Origin of the sequence: Sulfitobacter sp., assembly GCF_036960155.1 — a bacterium.
Lineage (GTDB): Bacteria > Pseudomonadota > Alphaproteobacteria > Rhodobacterales > Rhodobacteraceae > Sulfitobacter.
Map to the genome: position 1 here is coordinate 368,851 of NZ_JBALWB010000001.1, position 15,600 is coordinate 384,450.

Genomic DNA, 15,600 nt, shown 5'->3' on the forward strand with positions numbered 1-15,600 from the left:
ACAGAAAAATGACCATAGAGATGAGCCAAAAACCTCATGATCGCCTTGCCGCTGCGCTGAGCAGCGAAATGGAGGCCGTAAGCCAATTAATTCGCGAGCGCATGTCGTCTGAACATGCGCCCCGCATTCCAGAGGTTACAGCGCATTTGGTAGAGGCAGGCGGCAAACGGCTACGCCCTATGCTGACACTCGCTGCGGCTGCTCTGTGTGGCTATGAAGGCCCGTATCACATCCACTTGGCCACGACTGTGGAGTTCATTCACACCGCCACTCTACTGCACGACGATGTCGTAGACGAAAGCAGCCAACGCCGTGGACGTCCGACTGCAAACCTGCTGTGGGATAATCAGTCCTCCGTACTGGTCGGTGACTATCTTTTTGCCCGCAGCTTTCAGTTAATGACCGAACCCGGCTCAATGCGAGTCATGCAGATTCTATCTAACGCCGCAGCCACCATTGCCGAAGGTGAAGTTCTTCAGCTTACGGCTGCCCAGAACCTTGCGACGGATGAGAGTGTTTACCTGCAAGTTGTACGCGGAAAAACTGCTGCATTGTTTTCAGCCGCTACCGAAGTTGGCGGCGTGATTGCCGATGCGCCAGACGAAATTGTCCGCGCGCTATTTGATTACGGAGATGCATTGGGCATTTCATTCCAAATTGTCGATGACCTGCTGGACTATCAAGGCCAAGAAGACGCCACAGGCAAAAACGTTGGCGATGATTTTCGTGAACGCAAGCTAACGCTCCCTGTGATCAAGGCAATCGCCCTTGCGGATAAAGAAGAGACCGCCTTTTGGACGCGCACAATCGAACGCGGCAAACAAGATGACGGCGATCTGGAACATGCAATTTCGCTGCTTCTCAAACATGGTACGCTCAAAGCAACGCAAGCGGATGCAATGGAATGGGCCGAAAAGGCAAAAGCGGCCCTTACCCCCGTGCCTGCGCATGAGATCAAAGATATGCTGATCGACCTTGCCGATTACGTCGTCAGCCGCGTCAGCTAAGTAGCTTTCCCGCAGCCACCCACCAATCGGGGTGCGCCAATGCTATGCGTTTGGCGGCGGCTTTTGCTCCGTGTTGATAGAGGCCGAAGCAGGTCGCCCCTGATCCTGACATGCGGGCGATCATGGCGTCCTCCAATGCCTCAACCACCACATCGATCTGCGGGGCAATCGCGCGTGCAGGGTTTTCCAAATCGTTGCGCTGTGCCTTTAACCATTTGCAAAAATCATCCGCGTTTTCAAACGTTGGCAATACATCCGACATCGGGCTATTATGCTTGCTTTCCAACGCCGCAAAAACGGGGGCTGTTGGCACCAGCACATGTGGGTTGATCAGCACTATTTCCATATCCGGTAGCGGGGCAACCGCATCCAACACATCGCCAATCCCCCTCATCCGTTGCGCGCGGGGGGTAAGGCAAACAGGTACGTCCGCCCCCAAAGTTGCAGCACGGTCACCACCACCAAACGCACGCAGCACCCCCGCCGCATCAGATGAGCCACCGCCAATGCCTGCACCATGAGGCAGGTTTTTCTCTAGATGAATTCGACCGCTCCAGCCCGCCAACTCAGCTGCCTGCCAAACCAGATTACGATCGTCCGTTGGTACGCCATCTGAAAAAGGGCCCGAAACCTCAATCTGCAGATCAGGTGCTGGATCAAACCAAAGACGGTCACCAATGTCTGCAAACACGACCAAACTATCAAGCAAATGATACCCGTCACCGCGTTGCCCGGTCACATGTAGCGTGAGGTTTACCTTTGCGGCCGCAAACGCTTCAGTCGTCACTGGCAACTTTCAGCGGAGCGGCACCTTCTTCTGCCAACACGGCATCCAATCCAACTTCTAACTTGCGGCGGATGCGGTCCGGTTCGGCCTCGGTATCGGTTTGGCTAAACTGGACGAACGACAGCGCCCGCTGCCATTGGAATTGTGCCTCGCGCGTGCGCCCTACCGCCCAATAGACATCCCCTAGATGGTCAGTCACCACCGGATCAACGGCCTCCAACTCCACCGCGCGCTCCATCTGCACAACAGCTTCATCATAGCGACCCAAGCGATAATACACCCAACCCAAGCTATCCACGATATATCCGCTGTCAGGGCTGGCCGCGACTGCGCGTTCGATCATATCCAGCGCTTCATCTAGCTTGCGCTGTTCTTCAACCAGTGAGTACCCGAGATAGTTCAGCACCTGCGGCTGATCGGGATTGATCGCCAGCGCAGCACGAAAATCGGCCTCAGCCGCAACATCATCACCATCTTGCGAATAAGCGATCCCGCGTGAAAAATGTAATAACCAGCCGCGTGTATCGCCCTGTGCCGTCAGATCCAGCGCGCGTGAATAGGCTTTGATAGCGGCTTGGTCTTCATCTTGGGCGCGCAGCGTGTCCCCTAATGTGGAGTGCACAACGGCCAGATCCCCATGGCTGCGCGACAGCTGTTCCAACACCTCAATGGCCTGATCTGCCTTTTCGAGGCGACGCAGTGCAGCCGCGCGTCCCAATTCAGCAACATGGTAGGCAGAATCATCGGCTGGCACGGCACGATATTCCTTTATGGCCAGCTCATATTGGCCCAAATCTTCGAGCAGATCAGCCGTGAGCAACAGCGCGTCCACATGATCAGGGCGCAAATACCGTGCAACCCGCGCATAAAGCAGCGTGTAGTAATCACTTGCGCGTTCAGCCCGTAAAAGCGCGGCAAAAGTATAATAAACCTCGGCCAGCCCAGCGCGCGCGGTCGGCGCGTGGGTAAAGGGTACCGCGGCATCGGCATTCAACTTGGCGATCAGAATATCTAGCTCTGGATCAGTGGCGCCATTAAAGGTCTTGTCGATGACCTTTATCGCATCCGCATTACGTCCCAACTGAGACAGCACTTCGGCATGAGCTATAACACCACGACGGGTACGCGCCGCAGCGCCAAGTGTGCCTCCAGCAAACACCGCTTCGGACTCGTCGTAACGACCCACAGTCGCAAGCCCGAGCGCCTTGTGAAAGGCTATCACCCCCGCCATGCCCGCATCCGTTGAGATGCTGTCAAACTGCGCAATTGCGCCATCGACATCGTCCAACCCAATCAGCGCCCAAGCTTTGACCAGACCATCCAACCAAGGGTTAACACCATCTGTCCGGATTTCCAGCGTGGCTAATTCCGCAAAACTACCATCTGCAGCCAACCCTGCCGAAATCACCATCCGCGCAGCCTGAGAACGCTGCCCCGAAGCGACAATCGCTTTGCCCAGCGGCAGTGCCTTTGTCACATCACCCAGCGCGAGATAAGATAACGTCGCGTTATCCATCATCTCTACATTGCCTGGGTCGCGTGCCAGCGCGGAGGCATAATACCGCGCCGCAAGAGCATAATCATTGTGCAGTGCCGCACTGCGTCCAGCCAGATACGATCCCGCAAGCGTTTCAGCCACACCCATTGCAGGAATGCTTATCATAACTGCCACGCCAAGGGCGGCAGCGCTAACGGTGGTCAGGAATTTTTGCATTTACTCTAGCCTCATTCTTTTTATTGAGGCTAGCATGTTTGCGCGTCCGCGCAATGGCGGCCCCCCATCTGAATAGGCAGGAAGCCGCGAAAATTGATCACATGTTCGGGTAGTTTGGCCCGTCACCGCCCTGAGGCGTTGTCCAGACGATATTCTGGCTAGGATCTTTGATGTCGCATGTCTTGCAATGCACGCAGTTCTGGAAGTTGATGACAAAGCGGGTGTCTTTGCCCTCTTCCTCTACAAATTCGTAAACGCCTGCAGGGCAATAGCGCGCGGATGGGCCTGCGAATGTCTCAAGGTTCACCCCAACTGGCACGGTATCGTCTTTCAGTGTCAGGTGCGCGGGTTGGCTTTCTTCGTGGTTCGTGAAGGAGAACGCAACATTTGTAAGTCGATCAAAGCTGAGTTTGCCGTCAGGCTTTGGATAGGTGATCACCTTATGGTCTGCAGCAGGTTCGGTAACTTCTGCGTCATTCTTACCGTGACCCAAAGTGCCCATCAAAGAGCCGCCAAATAGGGTGTTACACCACATATCAAACCCGCCAACCGCAAGCGATGCGACAAGGCCAAATTTAGACCAAAGCGGCTTGACGTTGCGCACCTTAAACAGGTCTTTGCCGATCTCGCCATTACGAACCTCGTGCTCGTAGTCCGGCAGTTCATCACCTGAGCGGCCCGCTTGGATCGCAACATAGGCAGCTTCAGCAGCTGCTTTACCGGAGATCATCGCGTTGTGGTTACCCTTGATGCGCGGCAGGTTAACCATGCCAACAGAACAACCCAACAGCGCCACGCCCGGTGCAACCATCTTGGGCATGGATTGGTATCCGCCCTCAGTAATTGCACGCGCGCCATATGCGACGCGTTTGCCGCCCTTCAGCAGCTCAGCAACCATTGGGTGGTGCTTGAACTGTTGGAATTCCATGTAGGGGAAAACATGCGGATTTTTATAACCCAAGTGAACAACAAAACCTACATAGACCTGATTGTTCTCAAGGTGATAGATAAACGAACCGCCGCCCGCCTTCTTACCCAAAGGCCAACCCATCGTGTGCGTGACTGACCCTTCTTTGTGTTTGGCAGGATCGATTTCCCAAATTTCTTTCATGCCGAGGCCGTATTTCTGCGTCTCTTTGCCATTGGCCAGATCATATTTTTCAATGACCTGTTTGCTTAGGCTGCCGCGCACGCCCTCGGAGAGGAACACATATTTACCGTGCAACTCCATACCAGGCTCGTAACTAGGGCCAGGGGTTCCATCGGCCGCGAGGCCCATCTCACCAGCAACCACACCTTTGACTTCACCGTTGTCACCATAAACGACTTCAGAACATGCCATGCCTGGAAAGATTTCCACGCCCATCTCTTCGGCCTGCTCTGCCATCCAGCGGCAAACATTCCCCATGGAAACGATATAGTTGCCGTGGTTACTCATCAAAGGGGGCATAGGAAAGTTAGGAATACGCACTCCACCCGCCGCACCCAGCGCGTAAAAATTGTCCTCGATCACGGGGACATTCAGCGGCGCGCCTTTTTCCTTCCAATCGGGAATAAGCGCATCAAGGCCGCATGGGTCCAGCACCGCACCTGACAGGATATGCGCGCCCACTTCGGAGCCTTTTTCCAGCACAACCACAGTGCAATCTGCATCAAGCTGCTTGAGACGGATCGCCGCAGAAAGGCCCGCAGGACCTGCCCCCACGATTACAACATCATATTCCATCGCTTCGCGTTCAATCTCGGCCATATCAGGCGCTCCCCATGTCCCTAAAAAACGGTTTTATCCGGCCTAGCCTCTGACACCCATCATTGCAATCACGACGAGGCGTTAAATTGCTTCTCGATAGGGCTTTTCACCCAAACTTATCAAGGTGAGCGCTAACGATGGGCCTGCATTGGCTTATCCCCCATCAAATAGCGCGGCCCCTGCCCGCCAACAGCGGCAGCATCCAGCGGATTATACAGCGCACATGCCTCAAGGCTAAGACACCCACAACCGATACAGCCATCCAGATTATCACGCAGTTTTGTTAATGTGGCGATCCGGGCATCCAGACTCTCTCGAAAGCCTCCACTAATCTTGGTCCAATCACCTTTGGTGGGTGTTCGCCCTTGAGGCAACTGATCAAGCTGCTCGCGAATTTGCGGGAGAGTGTACCCGAATTGTTGCGCGATCATAACAAAACTAAGACGCCGCAGATCAGCGCGCGCAAATCGGCGTTGGCCACCCGCATTGCGCCAAGGTTTAATCAGCCCCTGACGCTCGTAATAACGGATCGCAGATACAGCGAGCCCAGTACGCGACGCGAGCGCCCCAATTGTAAGACCTTCATTTACGGGCATAGAACCTCCAAAAAACTCCTTGACCTAAAGTTAGGTTTAGCAATTACAAACAAAGGCGTCACGTTATTTCATCGAAAGGAAATCAAATGACTGCGCAACTTGAACATGCAAATTTCACCGTATCGGATCCGGCAGCGACTGCAAAATGGATGCAGGATATTTTTGGCTGGCACATCCGTTGGCAGGGCGATGCTATATCAGGTGGGTATAGCATTCATGTCGGCACGGCAGATCGCTACCTCGCGATATATAAACCGAACGTGCCCTTGACCGCCAAACTGGACAGCTACACCAGTATCGGCGGTTTGAACCACATCGCAGTAACAGTTGACGATTTGGATGCCGTGGAAGCCGCAGTACACAACCAAGGGTTTAGCGTGGGAGAGCACTACGACTATGAGCCAGGGCGGCGTTTCTATTTTCACGATAGCGACGGTATCGAATTCGAGGTTGTTCAATACGATTAAGAATGCCCATTTCGGCGAAACCGCGCCAGCACCTGCCCCTTATCCGCTTGCATTTAACGTGCAACTTGGGTCAGGTGATAAGCAACGCAAACACGCGCCCCGAACCAACTTCGGGGCGCGCCTTAGTATGACGGACACGAACGCCATGGAAAAAATCCCAATGACCCGCGGTGGCCACACGGCCCTTGAGACCGAGTTAAAACACCTCAAGACCGTTGAACGCCCTGCCATCATCAAGGCAATCGCCGAAGCACGCGAACACGGTGACCTGTCTGAAAATGCCGAGTATCACTCTGCTAAAGAAAAGCAGTCCTTTATCGAAGGGCGCGTGAAAGAACTTGAGGGTGCGATCTCACTTGCTGAGGTTATTGACCCTGCCAAACTAAGCGGGACGATTAAATTCGGCGCAAAAGTAACGCTGGCAGATGAAGATACCGACGAGGAAAAAACCTATCAGATTGTGGGCGAATACGAGGCCAACATCGAATTGGGCCTACTCAACATCAAATCACCCATCGCCCGCGCCCTGATCGGCAAAGATGAAGGCGATAGCGTCGAAGTCCGCACGCCGGGTGGACAACGATCTTATGAGGTTCTCAAAATCGTATATGCCTGATTGGAACGCCCATCATGACTGATGCCCCATCACCAGAGCAGCCACAGGCCCGCGCCCCCGCAGGTGCCGCAAATGCGCGCACCGCAAAACCGGCAAACGCGCGCCCGACGCCTCTAGGCATTTACGACAAATCCCGTCCCGACGGTATTACCAGCATCGAGATCACAGCACTTGTGCTGTCGGCAATATGGCTGGTCGGGTGTTTGATCTTTTTCGTCTTCATGCCTCAGGCCCCTGCAGTTGAGGGTCAGGGTGGGTTACGCTTTTTAATGACAATGCTCGCGGTGTTTATGCCCGTGGCTATGGTTTGGGTGGCTGCCACTGCCGCGCGCGCCAGTCGCGTCATGCGCGAAGAAAGCTTGCGTTTGCAGGCGGCAATTGATGCTATTCGCCATGCCTATATCGCCCAGCAGCAAGGTGGCAGGCTCACAACCGAACCTTCCGTCTCGCGCAAGTTGGACGAGATCGCAGCGGCAACGCGCAAGACTGAAACAACGCTGGCCACCTTTTCTACCCGCCGCGAAGACGCGCCGCGCGCCGCGCAGCCTGTCAAAGAAATATCCGCCGAAGACCAGCAGACATTGGCCCTTGGAACGCAAAGTGCTGATATGGCTCCCCCGCTTGAAGGGGATGACCTAATCCGCGCGCTTAACTTTCCTGAAACGGCCGAGGACGAAGCAGGCTTTGCCGCGCTACGTCGCGCCATGAAGGACCGTAACGCGGCGCAACTGATCCAAGCAGCCCAAGATATCCTAACGCTCCTTAGCCAAGACGGCATCTATATGGATGATCTTCGGCCTGACCGTGCCCGCCCCGAAATTTGGCGCATGTTCGGTCAAGGACAGCGCGGACGCCCTATCGCTGCATTGGGCGGTATTCGTGATCGCTCTTCGCTTGCGTTAACGTCTGGCCGGATGAAGCAAGACCCCATTTTTCGCGATGCCGCGCACCATTTTCTGCGTCGTTTTGACAAGCTCTTTGCCGATTTCGAAAAAGTTGCGACAGATTCTGAGATTTCAGCCATGGCAGACACGCGCACAGCACGTGCCTTTATGCTACTCGGTCGTGTTGCCGGAACATTCGACTAACCCTTTCGGGTTATGGGCAATGCACCGCGCGATTATTTCCGTCAAAAACCGCGACCAACATTTCGCCGCCTTCGGTTTCAAACGTTGCACTGGCACCTGCCATCTCGCCACCCGTCACGCGGATTTGGCCTAGTTCAGAAGCTGTAAGACGGTCATCGACATCAATGGAAAATGCGGCACGTCCGCCAGCACGCGCATCCCGCAGCGCCACTTTGATCACTTCAGCACCATCAGCTACTTCGCCAGCCTGTGTGCCACCCTCGTCACGCAATGGCTGAAACACTTCTACGCCTGTCCCGCCATTGGCTGTGTCAAAGATAAGCTGACCTTTTGAACCGCGCAAATCCACAGTCACCGAACGCAAAACATCTGCCCCTATACTCAGTTCGAACCGATCACGTGGCGCGCTTTCAACAAATTGCAACGCCGCACCATTACAGCCTGCAGCCTGTGCACCAGTTGCTGAAGCCAACAAAATCAATCCGGCTTTCCACATCGTATCTCTCCTAAAACCCAAAGCTCCCAAACGGAATAAAGCGCACTAAATCACCCGCGCTTATCTCCCGTGCTTCTTCAGATAGTTCGACCAACCCTTCTGCCCAGCTTAATCCGCTTATGCGCCCCGATCCCTCAGATACAAATACCTCAACCTGGCCATCTCGCATGCGCGCACGCAGGTATTCGCGGCGACCTGCCTTTTTGCTTTTGCTAAAGGCTGCAGGCACTTCAAACCCTTGCGGTGTGGTCCAATCTGCACCTGACAATTGCGCCAAAGCGGGTCGCGCGAATATCAACGTGCATACCATCGCCGCCACTGGATTACCGGGCAACCCAAACACAGGCACGCCGTGCCACATACCGAGTGCAAGCGGCCTCCCTGGTTTAATCGCAATCCGCCAGAGCGCCAGCGCACCAGCGTCGTGAAGCAATGCAGAAACGTGATCTTCGTCTCCTGCTGATGCACCACCGCTAGTGATAATCGCATCAACTTGATCTGCCGCTACATCCAAAATCTTGCGCAACTCATCGCGATTGTCGGGCGCACGGCCCAGGTCAACGGCCTGATGCCCCAGATTGGACAATAGCGCCAACAGCATGGGGCGGTTTGCATCGTAGATTTGGCCCGCCTTGGCCCTATCTCCGCTTTCAACCAACTCATCGCCCGTAGAAAGCACCCCCACGCGCAATGGCACCCTTACACAAATCTGCGACACGCCAGTTGCCGCCAGCAAAGCCAAATCAGCCGGTGTAATGTGGCGGCCTGCGCGCAATATCAAATCCCCAGCAAGAACATCCTCACCCGCGCGGCGCGCATTTGCACCTTGCTTGAGGGCACCGTGAAATACGACATGTGATTCCTCGATGCTAACATCTTCTTGTAAGACCACCGTATCAACACCGTCAGGCAATGCGGCCCCCGTCAGAACCCGAATGGCGTGGCCTGTCGGAACTATTGTAGGGGCGTCACCTGCCGCCGCGCGGCCCTGCATTAAAGGTAGACGGTGCGTGCCCTCGTCTCGCCCCCCTGCAAACCCATAGCCGTCGACAGCTGTGTTAGGCAGTGGAGGATTAGCACGTGCGGCGATAACATCCTGCGCAGAAATACGGCCTGCGACCTGCGCCAAAGGAAGTATTTCGGTCGCAGCTATTGGTGTAAGCTGGTCGCGCAGCAATGCATGCGCTTCTTTAACAGGTGTCCAGTGGATACCCTGTGGCAAGGCAAAACAATCATTCCGCAAAGCGGGTGAATTTCGCACCAACACGTTCAATTCACTCGAAAGTCCAGAGCCCAAAACCCACGCCTCTTCCCTAGCAAGGGGTGGAACATCCACCATATGTTTGGCCAGCTGTTCAACAGGCAAACGTGCCAGCGCATTGGCCAGCAGGCGCACCTGCTCGCGGTCGCGGATCGCACTCTTGCCTTGTTGGGCCAGTTCAGCCTTTACCGCGTCCTCAATCAAACCCGGCCATATTTCTGCCAGAACTACATTCGCGTCCTGTGTTTCCTCAAACGGCCAAACGGCGACACCCTGCACTCTGCGTAAGCGGTTGAGCATGGGCAGCCCCATCATCATTTGCCCACCTACAGTTGGTGGAAACGCAAGCTGGAAGCAGGACGAGGACGCCTTTGAAACCCTATCACAGGTCCGATTTTCCGCTACCTGATCAAAGCGAATACCAGCTTTGCGATAAGGTACATCTGGCCATCTATCCTGATCAGGCTTACCCCAAAACGGTCCTTCGCCTTCAAACATCTGGTTCAGACTCTCGGCAACCTCATAGCGGTTATTGCTCCCGTCGGCTGCATCTGTGATGCGACCTTCAAACCAATCCCAGAGGACAAATGGGTCATCTGATCCCGTCACGTGGCGTGCAAAACCTGTGGGATAACCGAAGGGAAAATCAAACGTGCAAAGCAACCGCCGCATTGCGCGGGTTTCATCCTTGATCAATTCAGCTATCGCCTGCTCCGCCTCTTGGCGGGAACGGCAATATTGTGGTTCTTGGCTGATGCCATCGCGCGTCAGCCCTAGCCAGATCGCATCTTTTCGCGGCGCGACACCTGCACGTTTTCCCGCAGACCAATGCACAACAAGGATTGTGTCAAATGGCTTCACAGTTCGACCTCAGCCAAAATGAAATCAGCGATGGCCGCAGTGTCATCAAGATCGAAAATTGGTAAATCTAGTAACAGCTCCGTATCACTTGCCACTGCGCGGATGGTTGGATCATCCGGCGAAATCAGCGGATTGCCTGTAACAGCGCGGTGCGCTTCGATCTTTGGGTGGGCGTCGCGCTTGTACCCTTCAACCAAAACCAAATCTACCGGAGCAAGCTGGGAAAGTAATTCCTCCAATGAGGGTTCAGGCGCGCCGCGCAGTTCATGCATCAGTGCTATGCGGTTGCGCGAGGCCAATAATACCTGCGACGCTCCTGCCTCGCGGTGGCGAAAGCTATCTTTGCCGGGGTGATCCACATCAAAGCTGTGATGGGCATGTTTAACAGTTGAGACTGAAAACCCACGGCCTGTGATCTCAGTCACGAGGCGCTCCATAAGGCCTGTCTTGCCTGCGTTCTTCCAGCCAACTACGCCGTAAACCCTCATAACATTGTCTCCGCTTGGGCCAGATCATCGGGCGTATTTACGTTAAAGAATGCTTCTTCTTGCGGGAACAGCGCCTCGCGGCCGCCGTGCGTATCTGTCCACAACACAACCTTTCGCAACCCACCCTCAAGCGCTTCGCGCAGATCATCGCGCAATGCGACAGGCCAGAGACCAAAGGTAGGGTGGCGTGCGCGGCCCCGCTTTGCATCAGGCGTCGCGGCAAGGACCAGCGGATGGGTCATCCCCTCGGACGCCAACAAGAGTTGCGGCACTAGATCGCAGGGGAAGAACGGCGTGTCCGCTGCGGCAGTCACAATCGTTTCGGCCCCGTGCAATGCAGCCCAATCCAACCCAGCCAGAACACCCGCAAGTGGCCCCACAAAGCCTTCAACACTGTCCCCGATCACGGGCATCCCGAAGCTTGTAAAGCGCGCGGCATCGCCATTTGCATTCAGCGCGACCTCGGCTACTTGCGGCGCAAGGCGCGCCTCTACCCGCGCAAGCAGGCTTTGCCCGCCTAACATTCGCAGACCTTTATCACCACCGCCCATGCGGGTGGCCTGCCCGCCTGCAAGGATCACACCAAAGGGTTGCTTCATCGTGATGCCTCCAGAGCAACTACCAGCTCAAAACCGTTCATTGTGCACCCTCTTGCCATGCTTGCATAACGCCCAAAGCATCTGTCGCGTCATCAGGCCCCAAGAACACGCGGCGTGGCACTGCAATAGTTTTACTAGATATACCCACCGCAAGAACCTGTTTACCGCCTCGCACCACAGACACATCATGCCATCCGCTGTGCCAACGACTGTTATCTGTGGTTACCGTAATTCCGCTGCAGTCCAAGGACACATGGTACTGTCGTCCAAAATGAGATTTTACGGATGCTTCTGCCATCACAAGATGGGCTTTTCTCGTCAACCAAATCCCAATTCCCCCGAAAATCAAAAGAGTTATTGGGAGAGTTGCACCTCTTAGAGCTGAATTATCGTTTCCCACAACCATTACGACGAAACTCCAGAAAACCAGCACCGCGCCTAGCGGCGCTAAAAGTCCGTTAAATATAGAATGCACAAACACTAACGTTTTTGTTCGACGCGTTAACAAGCCACGGCCAACAATCACCATTGCCTCATATGCTTCGGCTGTTGTCGGAGAAACATCAAACTGCCAACGTGCATCACTCATGGCGCGGCCTTCCGGCTTGCACGTTTTGGCTCATCCGCAACTGCGGCCGGATCTGCATCACGCAGCAAGCGGTCTTCGCCAGCGAGACACATAAAGCGTCGCCCCTTCATCCGGCCAATCAGCGTAAGGCCCAATTGCTGTGCAATCTCGACACCCCACGCGGTGAAACCAGACCTTGAGGCAAGCACGGGTATCCCCATCATCGCCGTTTTGATCACCATTTCGGATGTCAGGCGGCCCGTTGTGTATAGGATTTTATCATCGGCGCTGACCCCCTCAGAAAGCATCCAACCTGCTATTTTATCGACAGCGTTGTGGCGACCTACGTCTTCCATATAGACCAGAGGTCGATCACCCGCGCATAAAACCGTTCCATGGATTGCACCGGCCTGCAAATACAGGCTCGGCGTGCGATTTATCTTGGCTGACAACGCATACAACCATGAGGTCCGTACCTGCGTTTGGGGCAAGGTCACATCCTCTAACCCTTCCATCATATCACCAAACACAGTGCCAACAGCGCAACCGCTGGTACGTGTTTTACGCTTCATCTTATCTTCGTAATCGGTTTCGCGGGCAGTGCGTACAACGACGGTTTCCAGCTCTTCGTCGTAATCGACCCGCGTAATTTCATCGTCGACGTGCAACATGCCCTGATTGCGCAGAAAACCCAGCGCGAGATAATCAGGGTAATCCCCAATTGTCATGGCCGTCACAATTTCCTGCCGGTTCAGGTAAATCGTCAAAGGACGTTCTTCGACCACGTTGATCTCTTGGGTAATCCCGTTGTGATCCGTACCCTTAACAGCACGCGTGAGCCGCCGCGCGGCTGGATCAGGCGCGATCAAATATTCCGACAAATCATCAAGTTCAGCCAATTGCACCCCCTACAGCAACACGCTACGCAGTACTGGTAACCTAGGGGCATCGCATGACCACTTCCACCCGCAAATCCTATTACCGCCAAGGGATCATTGATAGCAGCCCCTTCATTTTGGTGATTATCCCCTTTGCGTCCTTGTTTGGCGTTTTGGCGACAGAGGCGGGATTGAATGTGATCGAGACAATGGCATTTTCGATCGTAGTGATCGCGGGTGCTGCACAATTCACCGCCTTGCAGCTGATGCAAGAAAACGCGCCCACAGCGATTGTCTTAATTTCAGCTTTGGCCGTGAACCTGCGTATGGCGATGTATTCTGCCTCTCTCACACCCTACATCGGGGCCGCGCCACTGTGGCAACGTGCGCTATGCGCATACATGACAGTGGATCAATCCTATGTTGTTGGCGTCTCCAAGTTCGAGGCAGCGCCTGAAATGACAGTACCCGAACGCGTGGCCTACTTTTTTGGTGCAGTCACTCCAATTGTTCCGTTGTGGTACGCTTTCACATTGATCGGCGCGCTGTTGGGCACTCAGGTCCCTGACAGCTGGGCGCTTGATTTTGCGACACCAATTGCATTTCTGGCGATGATTGCGCCGATGTTTCGCACTGCCGCCCATGTGGTTGCGGCGCTTGTCGCGGTGGTTGTTGCACTATTTGCCGCAAGCATCCCCTACTCATTAGGCCTCATCATTGCGGGTATAGCTGGCATGATAGCTGGCGCCCAAACCGAGTTATGGCTCGAGCGAAGGGCGGCACGCCCATGATTGAAACAGGCACACTATGGACTGTGATCATCTTGTTGGGGCTTGGCAGCTTTGGCTTGCGGTTTGTGTTTACCGGGCTTGTCGGCGACCGCGCCATGCCGACGTGGTTATTGCGACATCTGCGATATACTGCGGTAGCTATTTTGCCCGCGTTAGTAGCACCACAGGTTGTCTGGCCCAGCGCCACTGACGGGGTATTTGACATCCCGCGAGCAGCGGCCGCCGTCGCTGCCTTAACTGTTGGATTACTTACGAAAAATGTATTGATGGCGGTGTTCAGCGGTGCTGCAACCCTGTACGGGCTGCTGTATTTACTCGGCTAACTCGGGGATGCCGTCTGTCACATTACCTTCGTCATCTTCATAGTACCGTGTGGTTTTGACGCCGGGCAATTGTTCGACCTGCTCCATCAGCTTGACGGGATAAAACCCTGAGCGGATCGACTGAAACCCAGGAATTTGACCCAAAATGCCGGATGTCGCACTGGCGCAAAACGCGCTGGGAACGGTTCCGTTACTTTGAACCAACTGCATCGCGCGTTCCGCTTGCGCAGGCGTTACCACAAATTCTTGGCTGACCACGTGAAAGTTACTGCGCGCATGGGATGATTTATAAATCTGAATCCATCGAGGCGACATGCCGTATAAGACGTCCCCACGCTCAGGTACGCGTTCATGTTCGAACGAGCCAGCAGGATCAAAAATAACAGATTGCGAGCCCTGCACCAACAGCGCGGTATGCCCACCCGCACCAGTGCGGTTGTTAACCATTGTAATCAATGTGATCTTTGGCTGACCTTGGTACAGAAAAATCCCCGCCTCAATCTCTTGAGCGGGCGATTCTTTTCCCTTTTCAGCGCACCCTGCTAGCAACGCCGCAGCTACGGCCAGCGCCAAAAAAGGTTTTATCATCATAAAGTCCGTCGAATTAGCGGGCGAAAATCGCCATGAAAACGAGGATTCCGATAATCACAATCACTGAGCGTGAGACAAAACTAACGAAACCGTCAAATGTCTTTTCGTTCGCTTCGGTGTTCATGGTGCCATGTTCATGTTCGGCCATGGGAATGTCCCTTTCGTCATAGTTGGCTTAGCGTTGGACAGGGGTTACGGCATTTAATGCGCCCTGTCACGCCAGATTTACGGGATATGGATAAGATGCCGCGCTTATGCTTCACCTTGCTCCAGATCTTCGAGCAATTTGAAACCAATTCGGTTTGGCTCAGCTGCTTCTGCGGATTTGGGCGCGGCGCGGAATACAACGCTCAGCTGGCTGACGTGCTGCACCAATTGCATCTTTGCGCCCGCAGGATCAGATCCATAAAACGTCACAATGTCTGGATCAAAATAGCCCATGCCTTCGATCTTGAGCACACCTGCGTCTGTCCCTGCAAAGCCCATTGCAACCTCATGGTCATCGTCCAGCGCTTCCTCAAACTTTTTGAGGTAAAGAACTGTACGCTCGTACGCCCACTGCGCAGGTGACTTTTGTTCTACAGGTTTATCCGAAACACCTTTTGGTACGGGTTGATCCTTGGCATTTTTGGCCTTTGGATCAGTGTGCACCTCATGGACACGCGGCAGTGCGCTACCCTCAATGGCTTCGGCTGTTGTTTCAATCTGATCGCCCATGG

Annotated in this window: 19 protein-coding genes; 6 read left to right on the top strand and 13 right to left on the bottom strand. The window is 54.6% G+C overall.

Annotation, left to right across the window (positions count from 1 at the left end; translation table 11 throughout):
- Nucleotides 1-8: 8 nt before the first annotated feature.
- Nucleotides 9-1,007: a polyprenyl synthetase family protein gene (locus tag V7775_RS01740; protein WP_335750137.1), complete on the top strand. Its 999-nt coding sequence runs from the start codon at nucleotides 9-11 to the stop codon at nucleotides 1,005-1,007.
- On the opposite strand, the gene V7775_RS01745 is transcribed toward V7775_RS01740, so the two are convergent.
- The 4 genes from V7775_RS01745 to soxR form a co-directional block, all read right to left on the bottom strand.
- Nucleotides 1,000-1,794: a 4-(cytidine 5'-diphospho)-2-C-methyl-D-erythritol kinase gene (locus V7775_RS01745; protein WP_335750138.1), complete on the bottom strand. Its 795-nt coding sequence runs from the start codon at nucleotides 1,792-1,794 to the stop codon at nucleotides 1,000-1,002. The genes V7775_RS01740 and V7775_RS01745 overlap by 8 nt on opposite strands.
- On the bottom strand, nucleotides 1,784-3,508 hold the full coding sequence (locus tag V7775_RS01750) for a tetratricopeptide repeat protein (RefSeq protein ID WP_335750139.1): 1,725 nt from the start codon (nucleotides 3,506-3,508) through the stop codon (nucleotides 1,784-1,786). Before V7775_RS01750 ends, V7775_RS01745 begins: the two co-directional genes overlap by 11 nt.
- A 97-nt stretch (nucleotides 3,509-3,605) precedes the next feature.
- Nucleotides 3,606-5,258, bottom strand: a complete 1,653-nt coding sequence (locus V7775_RS01755; protein WP_335750140.1) for an electron transfer flavoprotein-ubiquinone oxidoreductase — start codon at nucleotides 5,256-5,258, stop codon at nucleotides 3,606-3,608.
- Nucleotides 5,259-5,389: 131 nt separating this feature from the next.
- The gene (gene soxR, locus V7775_RS01760) at nucleotides 5,390-5,854 is read right to left on the bottom strand and encodes a redox-sensitive transcriptional activator SoxR (RefSeq protein ID WP_335750141.1); all 465 of its coding nucleotides are present in this window, start codon (nucleotides 5,852-5,854) and stop codon (nucleotides 5,390-5,392) included.
- Nucleotides 5,855-5,940: 86 nt separating this feature from the next.
- Here soxR and V7775_RS01765 point away from each other — a divergent pair, with 86 nt between their 5' ends.
- The 3 genes from V7775_RS01765 to V7775_RS01775 all read left to right on the top strand — a co-directional run bounded on the left by V7775_RS01765 (nucleotide 5,941) and on the right by V7775_RS01775 (nucleotide 8,025).
- Complete coding sequence (locus V7775_RS01765; protein WP_335750142.1) at nucleotides 5,941-6,321, top strand: VOC family protein; 381 nt, start codon at nucleotides 5,941-5,943, stop codon at nucleotides 6,319-6,321.
- 145 nt (nucleotides 6,322-6,466) lie between these two features.
- Nucleotides 6,467-6,937, top strand: coding sequence for a transcription elongation factor GreA (gene greA / locus V7775_RS01770; protein WP_335750143.1), 471 nt, complete (start codon nucleotides 6,467-6,469; stop codon nucleotides 6,935-6,937).
- 14 nt (nucleotides 6,938-6,951) lie between these two features.
- On the top strand, nucleotides 6,952-8,025 hold the full coding sequence (locus V7775_RS01775) for a hypothetical protein (protein WP_335750144.1): 1,074 nt from the start codon (nucleotides 6,952-6,954) through the stop codon (nucleotides 8,023-8,025).
- Between the two features lie 10 nt (nucleotides 8,026-8,035).
- On the opposite strand, the gene V7775_RS01780 is transcribed toward V7775_RS01775, so the two are convergent.
- Genes V7775_RS01780 through V7775_RS01805 form a run of 6 tightly spaced genes read right to left on the bottom strand, consistent with a single transcriptional unit; the run spans nucleotide 8,036 to nucleotide 13,203 of the window.
- The gene (locus tag V7775_RS01780) at nucleotides 8,036-8,521 is read right to left on the bottom strand and encodes an aggregation factor core (protein ID WP_335750145.1); all 486 of its coding nucleotides are present in this window, start codon (nucleotides 8,519-8,521) and stop codon (nucleotides 8,036-8,038) included.
- A 10-nt stretch (nucleotides 8,522-8,531) separates the two neighbouring features.
- Nucleotides 8,532-10,643 carry a molybdopterin-binding protein gene (locus V7775_RS01785; RefSeq protein ID WP_335750146.1) on the bottom strand — a complete coding sequence of 704 codons (2,112 nt, stop codon included), beginning with the start codon at nucleotides 10,641-10,643 and terminating at the stop codon, nucleotides 8,532-8,534.
- Nucleotides 10,640-11,131 (bottom strand): molybdopterin-guanine dinucleotide biosynthesis protein B, encoded by a 492-nt coding sequence (gene mobB / locus V7775_RS01790; RefSeq protein ID WP_335750147.1) that lies wholly within the window; start codon nucleotides 11,129-11,131, stop codon nucleotides 10,640-10,642. Before mobB ends, V7775_RS01785 begins: the two co-directional genes overlap by 4 nt.
- The gene (mobA, locus tag V7775_RS01795; RefSeq protein WP_335750148.1) at nucleotides 11,128-11,730 is read right to left on the bottom strand and encodes a molybdenum cofactor guanylyltransferase MobA; all 603 of its coding nucleotides are present in this window, start codon (nucleotides 11,728-11,730) and stop codon (nucleotides 11,128-11,130) included. The genes mobB and mobA overlap by 4 nt, the downstream gene beginning before the upstream one ends.
- 37 nt (nucleotides 11,731-11,767) lie before the next feature.
- The gene (locus V7775_RS01800; protein ID WP_335750149.1) at nucleotides 11,768-12,319 is read right to left on the bottom strand and encodes a hypothetical protein; all 552 of its coding nucleotides are present in this window, start codon (nucleotides 12,317-12,319) and stop codon (nucleotides 11,768-11,770) included.
- Nucleotides 12,316-13,203 carry a formate dehydrogenase accessory sulfurtransferase FdhD gene (locus V7775_RS01805; RefSeq protein WP_335750150.1) on the bottom strand — a complete coding sequence of 296 codons (888 nt, stop codon included), beginning with the start codon at nucleotides 13,201-13,203 and terminating at the stop codon, nucleotides 12,316-12,318. The genes V7775_RS01800 and V7775_RS01805 overlap by 4 nt, the downstream gene beginning before the upstream one ends.
- A 47-nt stretch (nucleotides 13,204-13,250) precedes the next feature.
- Here V7775_RS01805 and V7775_RS01810 point away from each other — a divergent pair, with 47 nt between their 5' ends.
- Nucleotides 13,251-13,967, top strand: coding sequence for an AzlC family ABC transporter permease (locus V7775_RS01810; protein WP_335750151.1), 717 nt, complete (start codon nucleotides 13,251-13,253; stop codon nucleotides 13,965-13,967).
- Nucleotides 13,964-14,290, top strand: a complete 327-nt coding sequence (locus tag V7775_RS01815) for an AzlD domain-containing protein (RefSeq protein WP_335750152.1) — start codon at nucleotides 13,964-13,966, stop codon at nucleotides 14,288-14,290. Before V7775_RS01810 ends, V7775_RS01815 begins: the two co-directional genes overlap by 4 nt.
- On the opposite strand, the gene V7775_RS01820 is transcribed toward V7775_RS01815, so the two are convergent.
- From V7775_RS01820 to V7775_RS01830, 3 genes are all read right to left on the bottom strand, one after another.
- Nucleotides 14,279-14,878: a hypothetical protein gene (locus V7775_RS01820; protein ID WP_335750153.1), complete on the bottom strand. Its 600-nt coding sequence runs from the start codon at nucleotides 14,876-14,878 to the stop codon at nucleotides 14,279-14,281. The genes V7775_RS01815 and V7775_RS01820 overlap by 12 nt on opposite strands.
- A 16-nt stretch (nucleotides 14,879-14,894) precedes the next feature.
- Nucleotides 14,895-15,029, bottom strand: a complete 135-nt coding sequence (locus V7775_RS01825; protein WP_335750154.1) for an aa3-type cytochrome c oxidase subunit IV — start codon at nucleotides 15,027-15,029, stop codon at nucleotides 14,895-14,897.
- 104 nt (nucleotides 15,030-15,133) lie between these two features.
- Nucleotides 15,134-15,598, bottom strand: a complete 465-nt coding sequence (locus V7775_RS01830) for a DUF6173 family protein (RefSeq protein WP_335750155.1) — start codon at nucleotides 15,596-15,598, stop codon at nucleotides 15,134-15,136.
- Nucleotides 15,599-15,600: the final 2 nt, after the last annotated feature.

What these genes read in the sequence shown, in the direction of transcription:
- V7775_RS01775 (WP_335750144.1), top strand. Translation starts at nt 6,952, where the DNA reads ATGACTGATGCCCCATCACCAGAGCAGCCACAGGCCCGCGCCCCCGCA.
- V7775_RS01780 (WP_335750145.1), bottom strand. Translation starts at nt 8,521, where the DNA reads ATGTGGAAAGCCGGATTGATTTTGTTGGCTTCAGCAACTGGTGCACAG.
- V7775_RS01800 (WP_335750149.1), bottom strand. Translation starts at nt 12,319, where the DNA reads ATGAGTGATGCACGTTGGCAGTTTGATGTTTCTCCGACAACAGCCGAA.
- V7775_RS01830 (WP_335750155.1), bottom strand. Translation starts at nt 15,598, where the DNA reads ATGGGCGATCAGATTGAAACAACAGCCGAAGCCATTGAGGGTAGCGCA.
- V7775_RS01815 (WP_335750152.1), top strand. Translation starts at nt 13,964, where the DNA reads ATGATTGAAACAGGCACACTATGGACTGTGATCATCTTGTTGGGGCTT.
- V7775_RS01740 (WP_335750137.1), top strand. Translation starts at nt 9, where the DNA reads ATGACCATAGAGATGAGCCAAAAACCTCATGATCGCCTTGCCGCTGCG.
- soxR (WP_335750141.1), bottom strand. Translation starts at nt 5,854, where the DNA reads ATGCCCGTAAATGAAGGTCTTACAATTGGGGCGCTCGCGTCGCGTACT.
- greA (WP_335750143.1), top strand. Translation starts at nt 6,467, where the DNA reads ATGGAAAAAATCCCAATGACCCGCGGTGGCCACACGGCCCTTGAGACC.
- mobB (WP_335750147.1), bottom strand. Translation starts at nt 11,131, where the DNA reads ATGAGGGTTTACGGCGTAGTTGGCTGGAAGAACGCAGGCAAGACAGGC.
- V7775_RS01765 (WP_335750142.1), top strand. Translation starts at nt 5,941, where the DNA reads ATGACTGCGCAACTTGAACATGCAAATTTCACCGTATCGGATCCGGCA.
- V7775_RS01750 (WP_335750139.1), bottom strand. Translation starts at nt 3,508, where the DNA reads ATGCAAAAATTCCTGACCACCGTTAGCGCTGCCGCCCTTGGCGTGGCA.
- mobA (WP_335750148.1), bottom strand. Translation starts at nt 11,730, where the DNA reads ATGAAGCAACCCTTTGGTGTGATCCTTGCAGGCGGGCAGGCCACCCGC.
- V7775_RS01820 (WP_335750153.1), bottom strand. Translation starts at nt 14,878, where the DNA reads ATGATAAAACCTTTTTTGGCGCTGGCCGTAGCTGCGGCGTTGCTAGCA.
- V7775_RS01810 (WP_335750151.1), top strand. Translation starts at nt 13,251, where the DNA reads ATGACCACTTCCACCCGCAAATCCTATTACCGCCAAGGGATCATTGAT.
- V7775_RS01825 (WP_335750154.1), bottom strand. Translation starts at nt 15,029, where the DNA reads ATGGCCGAACATGAACATGGCACCATGAACACCGAAGCGAACGAAAAG.
- V7775_RS01755 (WP_335750140.1), bottom strand. Translation starts at nt 5,258, where the DNA reads ATGGCCGAGATTGAACGCGAAGCGATGGAATATGATGTTGTAATCGTG.